Below are 16,483 nucleotides of genomic sequence, written 5' to 3'. Positions count from 1 at the left end.
AGGAACGTCAGTTACAAAGGGCTCATATTCTATTCCATAAAATTCCAATAACCGTACACCTGCTCTAAATGGATATTTGTGTCTGGCCAATGATCCATATCAAACCCGGGGGCTTTTTTAAGGACTTCTTTTTTTTGATTAAATATGAATATTTTTTTGGCAGGATCAACCTGAAGAAGATCAAATGGAATCGCAAAATATTTTATGCCAATACCAAGGAAACCTCCGAATTCTATTACATAATATTCAATTTTACCGGTGGTAATATCAATCATGATATCTTTGATTTCGCCAAGGTGTTCATCCTGAGGGTTATGAACTTTATCTCCAATAATAGACGAAGCTGTTAAATATTTTAATGGGATGTTGGAATATAATTCCCCATGGTTTATTCCCGTAAGATTATCTTTTGTAATAGTGTTCATTGATTATTTTTTTGGCATTCCCTTTCTCTTTATGCCTGCCTGCACATTGCCATTTGCAGAATATTCAACAAGTATAAATGTGATAAAATTTTTCTGCATAAAGGTCGGATATTAAATTCAGGAATACGTTACACAATTATTGAAAAGAGTTATATCATTCCCACATTTCAGATGTGAATCGCCAAAACGCTTCACCCACAACAATTCCACCTGCTTCGATTGCAGCGTTCCATATCAGGACGTCCTTTGAACATTTGTAAGATTTTTTGGCGTTGCTATTCCGTTTCGGTATATTTATTCTACGAGCTTCGTTTATAAAAGCTTTCTGCACTTATGGAAATCTTCAATTAAAATCTCCGGGCAGCAGTCTTTCAGCAATCCTATTTGGCAGGTACAGCCAGGGCGAAGGACGATAGAAATTGAACTTAGTCATTACCCCAACGAAAAACAGGGAACTGCTTCAAGGGACCCTCAAGCCTGAGCCTATTCACACAGGTAATCCATTTAAAAAAAAGGAGGATACAATGAAAGAGTCAACAGCTTCAGATGGTCGAACCATCAGGGTGGGTGTCATCACCGATCAAACGGGTGCACTCTCATTCATGGGTACTGCCGATGCAAACGTAGCTAAGATGGTGATTAATGACATCAATGCAAAGGGTGGCTTGTTGGGGCGACATGTAGATCTTTACCTTGAAGACAGTGCAACTACAGATAGTATAGCAGAAGCCAAAGCTACCAAGCTCGTCCAGCAGGATCATGTCGATGTGATCTTTGGTGGCATTTATAGCTCAACCAGGCAGGCTATCAAGGGTCCTGCTGTAGTGAAGGGCAAGAAATTGTACATTTATCCGGAGCAATATGAAGGAGAAGAATCCGATCCGCTCATCTTCTGTACAGGTCCTGTACCAGCGCAACAGGTTGATCCGCTCATTCCCTGGCTGATGCAGGAAACAGGGGCGAAGAAATTCTACCTGCCGTCGGCTGACTATATCTGGCCACACACGATGAACAGAAAAGTGCGTGAAGTGGTCACGGCCCACGGTGGCGAGATAGTCGGAGAAGAATATTTTGCCCTCGATCACGCTGACTATAACAAGACTATTAAAAAGATCATGTCGAGTGGTGCAGAGGTAGTATTTAATACAATTGTTCCTCCCGGACTCACGCCGTTCCTCGAACAGCTTTACCACGCTGGTTTCTCGCAAAAAGGTGGACACATAGTATGCACCTATTTCGACGAAAACTTTTTCAATTTAGTGCCAGCCGCTCACGTGGAGGGTTTGTACAGTTGCCTCGACTACTATCAGAACATCAACGATCCATTCAGTAAAAAGCTGATCGACGAGTACAATAACCTCTATCCGGGCAGCGCCAAATTCACTGCCGGCAGTGCATGTTCAGGTATGTACCGCGGGTTGAGGCTCTGGGAGGCTGCTGTTAAAGAAGCCGGCTCGATAAAGCAGGAAGATGTGATTAAGGCACTCGACCACGCAAAGATTGCTGAAGGGCCAGGTGGTGCAGCTGAAATGGTGCCCGGTCAGCATCACGTTCGAATGAACATGTACATTGCCCAGGCAAACAACGGTAAATTCAAAATTGTAAAGAGCCTGGGTATCATTGATCCAAAAGAACGCATGCTAAACTAAACAAATACAATCCGCGTCGCTACACATGATCAACATGAGCGCTCCGAATGTGAGTTGATGAAATTCACGGGATAAAAGGTTCCGCAACTAAAAACCGGTTCAGCGAAGGGTGCTACGCCCACCGCCGAACCGGATCCTTACATCTTGCCTGGTCTGCAAACACACAATACATCAATAACACGTACTTTTATTCCCTGGCAGTACAATCTGTGCCTTTTAGCTATATGAAAAAATACAATTACAGGTTCCTGGTTTTATGTTTCGTAATTTTTATTGCTGCCACCCAAACCCGTGCGCAGGATTTCACCATCGTAAGCAGCGCCCAAAAAGCCTGTATTATTTATGATGCTGCCGGCTCCCCTACCGACTCTGTTACAGCTCATTTGCTGGCAAAAGATATTGAACAGGTCACTGGTTTTCTACCTAAAATATATACTGATCTTTCTCTTGCATCAGGCAATGCCATTATCATCGGAAATTATAAATCGGCTTTGATTGCCTCAGTATGCACTAATAAATATGCAAAACATAAAACGCTGGCCGGCCAATGGGAATGCTATATGATAAAGGCGATCAGCAACCCGGTGAAAAACATCAGCAATGCACTGCTTATCATCGGTAGCGATGCACGGGGCACCGCCTATGGCGTTTTTTCTGTTTCTGAAAAAATTGGTATTTCGCCCTGGTATTGGTGGGCAGATGTGCCGGTAATTAAAAAGCAGGAACTGATTGTTGATGGCAACGAATTTATTGCAGAGCCCCCTTCTGTTAAGTACAGAGGTATTTTTTTGAATGATGAAGACTGGGGACTTCAGCCCTGGGCTGCCAAAATAGTTGAACCCGAAACAGGTGATATTGGCCCCAAAACATATGCCCGCATTTTTGAACTATTGCTTCGCCTTAAAGCCAACCTCATTTGGCCGGCCATGCATCCCTGCACGAAAGCATTTTACTCCTATGAACAAAACAAAAATGTTGCCGCCGCCTTTTCCATTATTGTAGGTTCCTCACATGCCGAACCCATGTTGCGTAACAACGTAGGCGAATGGAACAGCAAAACCATGGGTGATTTCAATTATATCACCAACCGGGAAACCGTTTACAAATACTGGGAAGACCGGATAAAAGAAAGCCGCATTAATGATGTTATTTATACCCTGGGTATGCGGGGTGTACACGACAGCGGCATTGAAGGCGTGAAAAATGCAAAGGAAGCCGTGCCATTGGTAACACGCATCATCGATGACCAAAGAAAATTACTGTCAAAATATATTAACCCAAAAGTTAACAGCATTCCCCAGGCATTTACAGCTTACAAAGAAGTGCTCGACATTTACGACAATGGTTTAAAAATTCCGGACGATGTTACCCTTGTTTGGCCCGATGATAATTACGGATATATTCAACGGCTGAATAACGAAACAGAAAAAAAACGATCAGGCGGATCAGGTATCTATTATCATGTTTCTTATTGGGGCCGGCCGCATGATTATTTATGGTTAAGCTCAACCCACCCTGCCCTTATCAGGGAAGAAATGATGAAGGCATACGAAAACCGGTCGAACAAATTATGGGTGTTGAATGTGGGCGATATTAAGCCGCTTGAATACAATACAACATTATTTCTCGATATGGCTTATGATATAAAACCGTTTACCGACAGCCGCTATTGCTATGAATATTTCAAAAACTGGCATGGCGATATTTTTGGTAAATCATATGCCGATTCAATAGGCGCCCTGCTGTGGGAATATTACCAGCTTGTGTTTGAACGCCGGCCCGAGTTCATGGGTTGGAGCCAAACCGAACCTACCACCAAAACTACCCTTACTGCATACAATCATTTTTATTACGGCGATGAAGCGCAACAAAGGATTGACAAATACAACAATCTCGAAAAACAGGTTAAAGCCCTGCAGCGTCAGATAGACAAAACTCACCAGGATGCATTTTACGAACTGGTTTATTACCCGGTTGTATGCGCCTCGTTAATGAACAAAAAATTTATTTACCGCGACAAGGCATTTCTTTATTCACGCCAAAACAGATTAAGCGCCAGGGATTACGCGGCTTTATCAAAAAAAGTATACGATTCCATTGTTGCCGAAACAGCTTATTACAACAACACACTGGCTGGCGGAAAATGGAAAAACATGATGTCGATGAAACCAAGGAACCTGCCTGTATTTGATACCGCATTAATCATCACATCGCCCATTGACCGGTTGGCCAAATGGAATATTGCACCGGAAGGATATTTTCAAAAAGATTCGGCAACAAAAGATCAAACCAATGGTTCGCTTCCGGTATTCAATAATTACTCCCGCAAAAAATATTTTGTAGATATTTTTCTTAGCGACAGCATTGCCATTGACTGGAAAGCCACTGTTTCGGAACCCTGGATCAATTTATCAGCAACAGAAGGCAGGTTACTGCCTGAATCAGGTAAAACAGATGTACGCTTATGGGTACATATCGATTGGTCAAAAGTTCCGCAAAAAGAAAAAATAACAGGGCAAATTATATTTGAAGCAGCCGGCAAAAAAATACCTCTTGAAATAACAGCCCTGAATTATACAAATTCATTAAACGCCTATAATGGGGCCATAGAAGACAATGGTTATATTTCATTATACGCCACCAGCTTTACCCGCAAAAAAGACAAGCTGCCATCACAATGGATATTGTATCCCGGCTTAGGACATACCGGCAATGCAATGCTTGCCCAATCAGATTCACCCACACCAATAACCGACACGTTGGCTATAAAAGAAAAAGCCGCCAGTGTAGAATACAATTTTTATACGTTTACAGCCGGCTCACCCGTGATCAATCTATATTCTTTGCCCACTCATCCACTGAATACCAATTTCAGCATGCGTTATGCCGTTCAGTTAAATGATGGCCCGGTTCAGTTACTGGATTTTAAAACTGTAGGTAGAAGTGAGGAGTGGAAACAAAATGTATTAAACAACCAGGCTGTTAAAACCGCTGTGCTGCCGTTTATTAAACCGGGTATGCAAACACTCAAAATATATGTGGTTGATCCTGGTGTACTGCTCGACCGCATCACTATAAGCCTGGGCGGCCTTCAACCCGCTTATGGGGTAATTCCTGAAACGAAAATGGGTCGATAAAATAAAAAAGAGGTGCCACGGCCCGGAGCCGTGGCACGCATTATTACTAACTTATCAAACATACGGACTAATAATCAGAAGCGGATGTTCTGTTATCGGGTAAAAGAAAATAGTCTTTATATGGTCCGTCAACCCACTTATTATTTTTCCAAAGCATTCCGGTTGCTTTATAATCCGGAATAGTTTGACTGGTGTTATGGTATACCGCATTGGTATAATCTTTATCCTCCGCATCAGCACTCCACTTCCATAAGTTACCGGTTACCTCCATATTGGTAACGGGTACACTCAATGGTGCGTGCAAACCAACGCCCCAGCCATGTAGAATTAAATAATTATCTTTTACCATAACATGATCGTAGCCAGAGAAACCTTCCTGATCGCCATCTGAATACATTGCCACCATTCCCGAAAAGCCACCTTCCTGCGTATAGGGTCCATTAAACTCAATATGATTGCGTGAGAAATTCAGGTAATACTGTCCGCCCCAGGTTTGTATAGCATCGATGTGATCGCCTGAACCTGCAGCAGCGGGATCAGGTGTGATCCAACTTTCAGTAACGGTAATATTATCTGAGTAAACATTTTCAAGGCCACTGTGCGGGAAATAGCAACGGTAAACAATGCCCGCTGCGGGTTGCATGCCCCATCTGCGCCCTCCTGTATTGAAAGCAGTGAGTTCACAAAAAAGTGCAGCCCCGCCGCCGCCATTACCGGTTGGATGATTCATTAACATACTGCCTTTACAACCGCGTAATACCAGCCAGCCCGAACTAACAGTGATCTCTGAACTGATATTGGCGCCCTGTAACACAACAGTTCCTGCAGGGAAACTAAAACCATCGATTGTTTCGCCGCCTGCACCCACCGTACGCGCCAGGTTGCCCCAGCCGCTTAGAGCCGTACCTGTGAAAGTTCCACCAGGCACTGTTGTAAAGGAGGTAATTGAAATACCGGTGGGTCCTACCAGCGATGTAGTAAGTTGTATACCATGCGTAATAGTACTTGTATTGGGTGTAATAACATCAACCGTATTGCTGGCTGCAGAACTATTGCCAACAGCATCTTTCGCTTTTACATAAAAGCTGTAGGCAGTACCGCCACTTAAACCAGTAACCGAAGCAGTAGTAGTTGTAACAGTGGTGATCAAAACGCCATTGCGGTATACATCATAACCGGTAACGCCCACATTGTCGGTTGAAGCGGCCCAGCTTAAGGTAACGCTGTTACCGGTGATATTAGAAGCCGTGAGATTGGCAGGAGCAGTAGGCGCCAAAGTGTCGGCATTTTCCGGAACAAATTCTATGTCCCTGAAATAATTGGAATTCTGATACGTTTGTGTGGGAAAACTTCCGGGAGAATAAACGTAAACACCATTGTTTCCGGCAATACTGCTGAGAGGGCCGTTCGTGATCGCTGAAGCGAACGCATCGTTGGTAGCCCCATATTTGCTCACCGAATTAACCGAAACAACATACACCACATTCGAATCAATATGAAAAGGCGTATCCAGTGTTACGGTTTGCCAGCCGGTATCGGTTTCGGAAGTAAATACGGCAGATTTCAACAGGCTGCCGCCTGCCGACCATAAATGTCCGGTATGCGTACCCGTTTCTCCGGTCACTTTATAATACCTGAACTTTGTAACGTTACCGGGTAAAGAAGATTTGAATTTCATACCCAGTTCCAGCGGATTTTCGGCGTCGATCCTCACCGGCCTTTGGGTAGTTAAAACAGACCAGGTTCCCGTGCTGATTTGTTGTTGACTTTTTTCGAGCGTGTTAGGATCAATTTCTCTTTTACAGGCCGTTAACGACGATACTACGGAGGCTACAACTATCGCCAACCGGCCAAAAGGATAACGTTTTTTTTTCATGAGTAAGATTATTGTGGCGTTAACACGCAACAATTATACCTTTTTTAACCGTTGTGAAGAAAATTAAACTCTTTTCAAAAAACAATTCAAGACATTACTCATTTCCGTTATATCAGTTAAAATCGTGCAGTTTTTTGCGGGCATTTTTTGATGATATCAATAGCAGCTATAAAAAAGCAGGCAGTCATTGGTTGAAATTGCAATGACTGCCTGCCGTAATAATACTGAAATTATAATGGTATTTATGCAGTTACTTTTTTTTGACGAGACTCATTCTTTGCTGCCTGTGCTTAATTTTTCTTTTCAACCAATGCTTTACCACATTTGGGACAAACACCATCTTTGGTAAGCGCTACCTGCGGATGCATGGGACAGGTATACACCTTGCCGGCTTCGGCTTTCATTTGTTCTTTGGGAGATAAATTTAATTTCTTACCGCATTTGGGACATTTGCCGGGATCGTGGCTAAACACATCAACATGCACCGGACAAACATAGTTTTTTGCCGTATTTGATTTGATTTGTTCTTTAGTTGAAATAGCCAGCGCCATACCGCATTTGGGACATTTACCCGGTTCGTGCTTTACAATATCAGGATGCATAGGGCAGGTATAATAAGATGCTTTTTTTGTTGTATCAACTTTACCGGCCTTTGATTGCGCTAACACACTGTTTACAACAAACAGCATTGTTACCGATAGAATAAGTAATGATTTCATGATTTTAAATGTTAATGATTGATTGCTCTAAATTACGGTAACAAAAACTCGAAGGACCTGAGATTCGTCATATAGCCTGTTGATAAAAATCAAGCCCGGCGGGGTCTGGCAGAAAGAACGGCTATACCAGTGCTATATTAAACCGGCAATAAAAATAACTGCCTTTACCTATTTCGGATAATACGCCAATTTCTCCGCCCATGGCTTCGGCAAACTCTTTACTGATAGCCAGCCCCAGGCCAGTACCCTTTTTTTCACGAATGCCCGGCACGCGGTAAAACCGGTCGAATATTTTATGTTGCAGCGTTGTTTCAATGCCAATACCAAAATCCTGCACGCCTATTTCAATATGCTGTTCATCGGGCACAGCTGTTTTAATAACCACATGATCATTTTCAGCAGAATACCTGATGGCGTTGGTTAAAAAATTATTGATGATCCAAACCGCTTTTTCAGGATCGGCCTGAACAAAAGGCAATTTGTCGGCTATCTGTTGTTTAATAAGGATGTTCTTTTCTTTTGCGGCATTTTGTACCGAAGCCAGCGCTTTGGAAATAACTTCATTAACCTGCACCGGCTGCATGTTCAGTTGTATTTTACCACTTTCAACCTGCGACATATCGAGCAATTCGCTTAGAATACGCAGCAGGCGCTGGTTATCGTCTTTCATACTTTTTACCAGCTCTTTTTGTTCGGTGGTTAACGTACCTATGCGTTCATCTTCCAACAGTCGCAAACTAAAATCTGATGATGCCAGCGGTGTTTTCAACTCATGCGATATAGTGGCAATAAAATTGGTCTTTGCCACATCCAGTTCTTTATACGGCGTTATATTTTTCAATACTATCACATGACCTACCTTTTCGTTCTCCTGACTTATTTCGATGTACTCTTTGGCAAAAAAATTCTCTTTATCATTCACTACTATTTTAAACGGCATACCGTTTTCTTCGGTAGTTAAAAAACGGAACAGGTCGTTTCGTTTTTGAATATCCTCCTGTCGTTGCCCTACAATATCGGCCTCTTTTAAATTCAGCAATTGCAACGCCTGCTGGTTGGCAAACAGTATTATTCCGTGGGTATCTATCCCAATACTGGCATCTTTCATGGAATTGATCACCGTTTCGGCCCGTTTCTTTTCAAACATGATCTTTGCCAGGTTGCTGTGCTCGTATTCATTCAGCTGTTCGGCCATATCATTAAACGCTTTTGCCAGGTCGCCAAATTCATCCTTACGCTCAAGGTGAATGCGCTGGCTGTAATTTTTGTTGGCAATGGCCTGAATGCCTTCTGTAAGCTTTGTAATGGGGTTTGCAATTAACCCGGGGAAATTAACGATAAAGGTAAAACCGATCAGCAGGCAAAGGGTAATGATCATGGTGATAATAACCTTGGCATTTTCAACCGCCTGTTGCGCCGCTGCATTTTTTACATCTATTGCCTGCAGATTGATCTGGATAATACGGCTGATGCTTTTCTGCAGCGCCATTTGCAAAGGCATTGAATCGGCGTGTTTCAGAAACTGGTTGTAATCATTGTGCAACGTACCGGTAACAGCCGTTTCTCCTTTTTCGGTGATATTTTGTTCTTGTGCCCTTAAATTTTCCTCAAATGATTTCCGGGCCGAATCGCGTTGCTTTTCCCAGGTGGTAAGTGCATCGAGCATCTTACGGCCGTATTCAACGCTTTTATAGTTATCTTTCAAAACATCCTGCGATTCGATGCTGATTTTGTTAAAATAATAAAATCCTACGCCGCCAACAAGCAGCAGCAATGCAAACAAAAAAACAACACCCAGGGCTACTTTCGATTTAAGCTTTAATGCCATTACGATAAAATAATAATATCAATATCTTTTTCAGACAAAGTTTTTAACAGCTGATTAAACAAATTGGTACTCAATATAACCTGAAATAAGTTCAGATGCGGCTTGCCAATACAAATAGTGGTGATCTTTTTTTCGATAGCCGTTTGAATGATTTCCTGTGAAATGCTTTTGCTTTTCACCTGCAACACTTCGGCCCCCAATTCGGTAGCCAGCTTCAGGTTATTGATAAGATGGCGTTGTGCAGCCAGCGGAATTTTATCCAGCTCTTCTTTGGGGGTTTGCACATACAACACATACCAGTCGGCATTATAATACGATGCCAGCCGGCCCGTTTTTCGAATAATGCGCTGCGCCGCTTCGTGCGACGATGAAATGCAGGCCAGAAACCGTTCGTGCTGCCAGGTTTTGTTTTTAGTTACCGTGTAATCAACTTTTCGCTCAACCTGGCCAGCTACTTCTTTTAAAGCCAGCTCGCGCAACTGCAAAATTTTCTCGGGCTGAAAAAAGTTGGTCAGCGCCTGCTGCACTTTATTGTGGTCGTAAATTTTTCCTTCCTGTAAGCGGGTGATCAGCTCCTTGGCAGTAAGGTCGATATTCACCACTTCATCGGCCATTTGCAACAACTTATCGGGCACCCGTTCTTTTACTTCTACACCGGTGATCTGCTTTACATCTTCGTTAATGCTTTCAATATGCTGAATGTTTACGGCAGTGATCACATCTATGCCCGCATCAAGAATATCCACCACATCCTGCCAGCGTTTTTCATTTTTACTGCCGGGTATATTGCTATGCGCCAGTTCATCAACAATAACTACTTCGGGGTGCAACAATAAAATCGCCTGCACATCCAGTTCATCCAGCTGCTTGCCTTTATAAAACACCTGGCGGCGCGGGATCAGCGGCAATCCCTCAATAAGCGCATGTGTTTCTTTTCGGTTATGGGTTTCAACATACCCAACTTTAATATTTATGCCTTTGCGAAGCATATCATGCGCTTCCTGCAACATGCGGTATGTTTTTCCCACACCGGCGCTCATGCCAATGTAGATCTTCAGCTTTCCGCGAACCGACTTATTAGCCAGATCAAGGAAATGCTGCACCTGTTCATCTTTATCGTTGGGCGTGCTCATATGAATTTTAAAAACTCACTGCTGCTGAAAAAGTAACAGCGGTATTATTGGCGGTAAAGTTTTCGTTATTCTTTACAAAAATTTCGTCTTTACTGTTCAGCATTCTTCCTTCGAGGCGGAATGCGACGTTCTTTGCCGGCAGGTAATCAATGTTGGCTGAAAAACCTGAAGTTTTAAAACCATTTGGTGTGCCGGTGCTGATGATTACTCCATGTTCATCGCTGTAATATTCACCTCTTACTGCAATAGCCCAATGATCGGCCGGCGTATACCGCAAAATAGCCACGGGTGAATACCAAACATTATAGTCACTGCTGCCTTTGTGTTTTTGCTCCTGTCCGATATCAAAACCAAGGGTCAGTCCAAACCGGTCGGTCAACTGAAGGATCCCATATAAGTTATGAAAATATCTCCAAAGTCTTGCCGTATCCGGTTTATCACTACCTAAAAAGGTGCTGTAATTCAAAGAAACTTTATCTGATGGTTTAAACTGAATTTGCGTACCCCAGCTCATTAATGAATTACCGGCCACCCGCTGAATGCGTTGCCAGCCATTCAATGCCATAGCGCTGAACACCCATTTATTGTTATCGGTTGAATAAGTGAGTTTGGCGCCGCTTTCAAAGTAAGGCGAATTTTCGGCCAGTATGCTTCTGGTTACGTTCCAGCAATCTTTGCTGATGGCGCTTTCAAAACCTATATGCGATGGCATAATACCCATATCGATCCATATATTCTTTTTGCTGCTTAATTTATAGCCTACGTTTGCTTCAAACACATTTTTCAAAACACCAGGTTCAGCCGCATAGTTTGCATTTATATACGTTCCTGCAGCCAAAGCAATATTGGCCCGTACCCGTTCTGCCGTGTAACTGCCTTTTACATAAGCAAGGTTTACATTGAACTCATTGCTGCGGTTATGACTATAAATAAAACCGGGTCTGTTGTTCTTCTGTGGTTTGTTAAAATCATAGCTGTAATACCCTTCTGCATATCCGCTAACAGTTAATTGTCCTTTATCTTTCTGTTGTTCTGTAGTGTCCTGTGCCATACAGGTAGCTGCCAATAACACAGCTATGCCTGTTATAATTTTTTTCATCGTTGTTACTTATGTCAGTTGTTATCAGAATATTCGCAGTAGCCGTGCCACGGTTTAAAACCGTAGCACGGCTTGCCAATTGTCAATTGCCTACTGCCTATTTCAACGCATCCAGCGCCACATTCAATTTCAATACATTTATTTTTGAAGGTCCTAATATGCCCAGCAGGGGTTTATCAGTATGTTCTTCCACCAGTGATTTTACTTTTTCTTCCGGTAAACTGCGTATGGCGGCAACACGCTTTACCTGTATGTAAGCCGATGCCGGTGATATATCAGGATCTAAGCCACTACCCGAAGCGGTAACCAGTTCTGCCGGTATCTGTTCTTTTTTAATACCGGGATTATGCACCAGAAAGGTATCAATTCTATCCTGAACTGTTTTTAAATAATCAGGATTCGAAGGCCCTTTGTTCGAACCGGCCGAACCGGCTGCATTATAATCCACCGCCGATGGACGGCTCCAGAAATATTTGTCATCGGTAAATTTTTGTCCAACGTTGGCATAACCAACCACTTTACCATTTACTGCAATGGTTTCGCCTTTGCCGCCACCCGGCGCCAGTTTTGCCACCAGGGCAATGAATAAGGGAAATATGCCGGCACAAATTACCAGCAATATCAGGGTAAGCTTCAGCGATATAGAAAAGTTCTTCATTGTAAAAATCATTTAATGCAATTACATAAATAATGCTAACAGCATATCGATCAGTTTTATACCAATAAACGGAACAACAACGCCCCCAACTCCATATATCAGCAGGTTCCTTCGCAGCAGCGCGCTGGCGCCGATTGGTTTATACGCTACCCCTTTTAATGCAAGCGGAATAAGCATCGGAATAATAATAGCGTTGAATATGATGGCAGATAGTATAGCCGATTCAGGGCTTTTCAATCCCATTATATTCAAATGCTGCAAAGCAGGTATAGAAGCAATAAACAGGGCCGGAACAATAGCAAAATATTTGGCCACATCATTCGCAATAGAAAATGTGGTGAGGGTTCCGCGGGTAATCAGCAACTGCTTGCCTATTTCCACTACTTCGATCAGCTTGGTAGGATCGTTATCGAGGTCAACCATGTTGCCGGCCTCTTTGGCCGCCTGTGTGCCGCTGTTCATGGCCACGCCTACATCGGCTTGTGCAAGGGCCGGCGCATCGTTGGTACCATCGCCCATCATGGCAACCAGTTTACCGGTAGCCTGCTCCTTACGGATGTAGTTCATTTTATCTTCGGGCTTTGCTTCGGCAATAAAATCATCTACTCCGGCTTTGTTGGCAATATATTTCGCCGTGAGCGGATTATCACCGGTGACCATAACCGTTTTTACACCCATTTTACGCAAACGTTCAAAACGTTCCTGTATACCGGGTTTGATGATATCCTGCAACTCAATCACTCCTTTCACTTCATTATTGCGGGCCACTACTAAGGGGGTACCGCCATCGTTGGCGATTATTGTTACCCGTTCTTCTGTTTCTTTGGGAACTATGTTGCCGGCGGTTTTTGCCATAGTGCGAATGGCATCAAAAGCGCCTTTGCGGATCTTTGTACCATCGGCCAGGTTTACGCCGCTGCTTCTTGTTTCGGCAGTGAACTTTACAAAAGTGGTCCCACTGTCTGACCCCAATTTTGGAATTTTAGCCCCTTTTGTTTGTGACAGTTCAATAATTGATTTTCCTTCCGGGGTATCATCGGCCAGCGAGCCGTACACGACCAGGTCGATGAATTCTTTTTCACCAACACCGGGAGCAGGGTAAAAATTGGTGGCCTTACGGTTGCCGATTGTAATGGTACCTGTTTTATCGAGCAGCAACACATCCACATCACCGGCTGTTTCAACGGCTTTACCACTTTTTGAAATTACATTGGCCCGTAGCGCTCTGTCCATACCCGCAATACCAATGGCTGATAATAAACCACCGATTGTAGTTGGAATGAGACATACAAACAGCGATATGAATGCCGCAATGGTGATGGGTGTATTAGCATAGTCTGCAAAAGGTTTCAGCGTTACGCACACGATAATAAATATGAGTGTAAAAGCAGCCAGCAGAATGGTAAGCGCAATTTCATTGGGCGTTTTTTGCCGGCTGGCGCCTTCTACCAGTGCGATCATTTTATCTAAAAACGTTTCACCGGGTTGTGTGGTTACCTGTACCACAATACGGTCGCTCAATACTTTTGTACCACCTGTTACCGACGATTTATCACCGCCTGCTTCCCGTATCACAGGGGCCGATTCACCGGTAATGGCCGATTCATCGATGGTGGCGATACCTTCTGTAATTTCACCATCCATTGGTATTACATCGCCGGGTTCGCATACAAAGTGATCGCCTAAACGCAGTTGGGAAGAGGGCACAACCCTGATTTCCTGTGTAAAGATTTCACCGGGCGCAATCACTTTTTTTGCAGGTGTTTCTTCTCTGGTTTTACGTAGGCTTTCAGCCTGCGCCTTTCCTCTTGCTTCTGCAAGGGCTTCGGCAAAGTTTGCAAACAGCACAGTGATCAGCAGAATGGCAAATACCACTATATTATACCACAAAGCGCCCTGTGTTGCATCGTGCGTAATAAGCTGGTATAATACCACGGCCAGCATTACAAAAGTGCCGATCTCGACTGTAAACATCACCGGGTTCTTTACCATCAACCGGGGACTCAACTTTACAAATGATTGTTTGATGGCTGTGTTCACCAAAGCCGGTTCAAACAATTTTATTTCGCGTTTTCTTTTTGACATATAAATTATTTTTTACCTATTCACCATTCACCATTGACTAAAATACTCTGCCAGCGGGCCTAATGCCAGTGCCGGAAAATAGGATAAGGCATTTACGATAATGATTACCGCCAGCGTCATGCCGCCGAATGTGAGCGAATCGGTGCGTAACGTACCGGCCGATTCGGGTATGTATTTTTTATTGGCCAGCAGGCCGGCAATTGCAATGGGACCGATGATTGGTAAAAATCTTCCAAGGATCAATACAATGCCGGTGGTTACATTCCAGAAAATATTGTTATCGCCCAGGCCTTCAAACCCGCTACCATTGTTGGCATTGGATGAAGTGAATTCGTACAGCATTTCAGAAAAACCATGGTACGAAGGATTGTTTAACCAGGCAGAAGGTTTAACTGACCACGCAAGGTCGGGATGGTGCGCCACAAAATAAGCTGCGAGCGCGGTACCGCTTTTTATTAAGAAAGCAGATAACAATGTAATCAATGCTGCTATTTTTACTTCGCGCGCTTCAACTTTATGCCCCATAAATTCGGGTGTACGGCCTACCATCAATCCCGAAATAAAAACAGCGATGATGATAAAAATATAATAGTTCAGCAAGCCCACTCCTACTCCACCATACAATGCATTGATCATCATATCGAGGATGGCCACACCGCCTGATATGAGTGTAAGACTATCATGCATACCATTTACCGAACCGTTCGAAGTAGAAGTGGTGGCAATACTCCAGTATGCAGTAGCCGCAGATCCCAGGCGCACTTCCTTGCCTTCCATACTTCCGATATGTTGTGCAATGCCCATTTGATCGATAGCCGGGTTGCCCTTTGTTTCAAAATACAGGTTGATGCATACAAACGTTACAAACAAAAAGGTCATTACACCGAAGATCACATACGCCAGTTTTTTACGGTTGATGTAATAGCCCAGTGTAAATATTAATGCTATCGGAATAAGGGCAATGGCAATGGATTCGATTATATTGGTAAAGTAATTAGGGTTCTCCAGCGGATGCGCCGAATTGGCGCCAAACCATCCGCCTCCGTTTGTACCTAACTGTTTAATGGCGATCATGCCTGCAGCCGGACCGCGCGATACCTGAACCGTATCGCCCTGCAGCGTGGTGATGGTGTCTTTGCCATCAAAGCTTGCAGGCGAACCATTAAAAGCCAGTACAATGCCCATTACTATTGAAAATGGCAATAAAATTCGGGTAATTGATTTCACCATGATGCTCCAGAAATTGCCGAGGTTGCTGGTTGTTTTTTCTTTTAATCCGTTAAACAAAGCAACCAGTGCAGCAATACCTGTTGCAGCACTTACAAATTGTAAAAAGGTAACAACAAACAACTGGGTGAAATAGGTTAAGCCCGATTCTCCTGAATAGTGCTGCAAATTACAGTTCACCAAAAAGCTGATGGCTGTATTAAAAGCGAGGTCGGGTGTTTGACCAGGGTTGCCATCGGGGTTCATGGGCAATTTATCCTGAAATATCAGTACAAAAAAAGCATAAACGAACCACAGCAGGTTAATGCTGAGCATAGCTTTTAAAAACTGCTTCCAGTTCATGCTTTCTTTGGGATCAACTCCACTAATGCGGAAAATCAGCCGCTCAAGCGGGTTCATAAAATCGGTGATGGTGCGTTCACCCTTAAATACTTTGGCCATGTATTTACCCAGCGGAACTGCTAATAGTACCGTAAGCAGAAACATAACCAATACACCAAATAATTCTGTATTCATGTTAGTAATGTTGCCGGTTAAAATTTTTCGGGTTTAATTAATACGTATATCAAGTATCCAAAAACCCCTATCGATAAAATGAATAATGCGTTTATCATGCTTATATATTTTCAAAAAAGTCAATTGATTTA

The 16,483-nt window shown here is 43.3% G+C and carries 12 protein-coding genes; 2 read left to right on the top strand and 10 right to left on the bottom strand.

Annotated features, from left to right (window positions below; genetic code table 11):
* Window positions 1-29: 29 nt before the first annotated feature.
* On the bottom strand, window positions 30-425 hold the full coding sequence (locus AC59IL_RS36330) for a PRC-barrel domain-containing protein (protein WP_496557156.1): 396 nt from the start codon (window positions 423-425) through the stop codon (window positions 30-32).
* 524 nt (window positions 426-949) lie between these two features.
* Here AC59IL_RS36330 and AC59IL_RS36325 point away from each other — a divergent pair.
* Entirely contained in the window at window positions 950-2,074 is a 1,125-nt protein-coding gene (locus AC59IL_RS36325; protein ID WP_496557155.1) for a substrate-binding protein, read from the top strand.
* A 224-nt stretch (window positions 2,075-2,298) separates the two neighbouring features.
* Window positions 2,299-5,211 carry a glycosyl hydrolase 115 family protein gene (locus tag AC59IL_RS36320; protein WP_496557154.1) on the top strand — a complete coding sequence of 971 codons (2,913 nt, stop codon included), beginning with the start codon at window positions 2,299-2,301 and terminating at the stop codon, window positions 5,209-5,211.
* 67 nt (window positions 5,212-5,278) lie between these two features.
* Here AC59IL_RS36320 and AC59IL_RS36315 read toward each other — a convergent pair whose 3' ends face one another.
* The 9 genes from AC59IL_RS36315 to kdpF form a co-directional block, all read right to left on the bottom strand.
* Entirely contained in the window at window positions 5,279-7,087 is a 1,809-nt protein-coding gene (locus AC59IL_RS36315) for a DUF4082 domain-containing protein (RefSeq protein ID WP_496557153.1), read from the bottom strand.
* Between the two features lie 290 nt (window positions 7,088-7,377).
* Window positions 7,378-7,806: a heavy metal-binding domain-containing protein gene (locus tag AC59IL_RS36310; protein WP_496557152.1), complete on the bottom strand. Its 429-nt coding sequence runs from the start codon at window positions 7,804-7,806 to the stop codon at window positions 7,378-7,380.
* Between the two features lie 121 nt (window positions 7,807-7,927).
* Window positions 7,928-9,634 (bottom strand): ATP-binding protein, encoded by a 1,707-nt coding sequence (locus tag AC59IL_RS36305; RefSeq protein ID WP_496557151.1) that lies wholly within the window; start codon window positions 9,632-9,634, stop codon window positions 7,928-7,930.
* A complete protein-coding gene (locus AC59IL_RS36300) occupies window positions 9,634-10,767 on the bottom strand; it encodes a sensor protein KdpD (protein ID WP_496557150.1) in 1,134 nt (377 codons plus the stop codon). The genes AC59IL_RS36305 and AC59IL_RS36300 overlap by 1 nt, the downstream gene beginning before the upstream one ends.
* A gap of 7 nt (window positions 10,768-10,774) precedes the next feature.
* The gene (locus AC59IL_RS36295) at window positions 10,775-11,866 is read right to left on the bottom strand and encodes a porin (protein WP_496557149.1); all 1,092 of its coding nucleotides are present in this window, start codon (window positions 11,864-11,866) and stop codon (window positions 10,775-10,777) included.
* A gap of 97 nt (window positions 11,867-11,963) precedes the next feature.
* On the bottom strand, window positions 11,964-12,524 hold the full coding sequence (locus tag AC59IL_RS36290) for a K(+)-transporting ATPase subunit C (protein WP_496557148.1): 561 nt from the start codon (window positions 12,522-12,524) through the stop codon (window positions 11,964-11,966).
* Window positions 12,525-12,545: 21 nt separating this feature from the next.
* Window positions 12,546-14,609, bottom strand: coding sequence for a potassium-transporting ATPase subunit KdpB (gene kdpB / locus AC59IL_RS36285; protein ID WP_496557147.1), 2,064 nt, complete (start codon window positions 14,607-14,609; stop codon window positions 12,546-12,548).
* 27 nt (window positions 14,610-14,636) lie between these two features.
* Entirely contained in the window at window positions 14,637-16,352 is a 1,716-nt protein-coding gene (gene kdpA / locus AC59IL_RS36280) for a potassium-transporting ATPase subunit KdpA (RefSeq protein WP_496557146.1), read from the bottom strand.
* 17 nt (window positions 16,353-16,369) lie between these two features.
* A complete protein-coding gene (gene kdpF, locus AC59IL_RS36275) occupies window positions 16,370-16,450 on the bottom strand; it encodes a K(+)-transporting ATPase subunit F (RefSeq protein WP_496557189.1) in 81 nt (26 codons plus the stop codon).
* Window positions 16,451-16,483: the final 33 nt, after the last annotated feature.

The sequence above is a fragment of the Niastella sp. sgz303648 genome (assembly GCF_059587045.1).
This window is presented reverse-complemented; position numbering and strand designations above follow the sequence as displayed.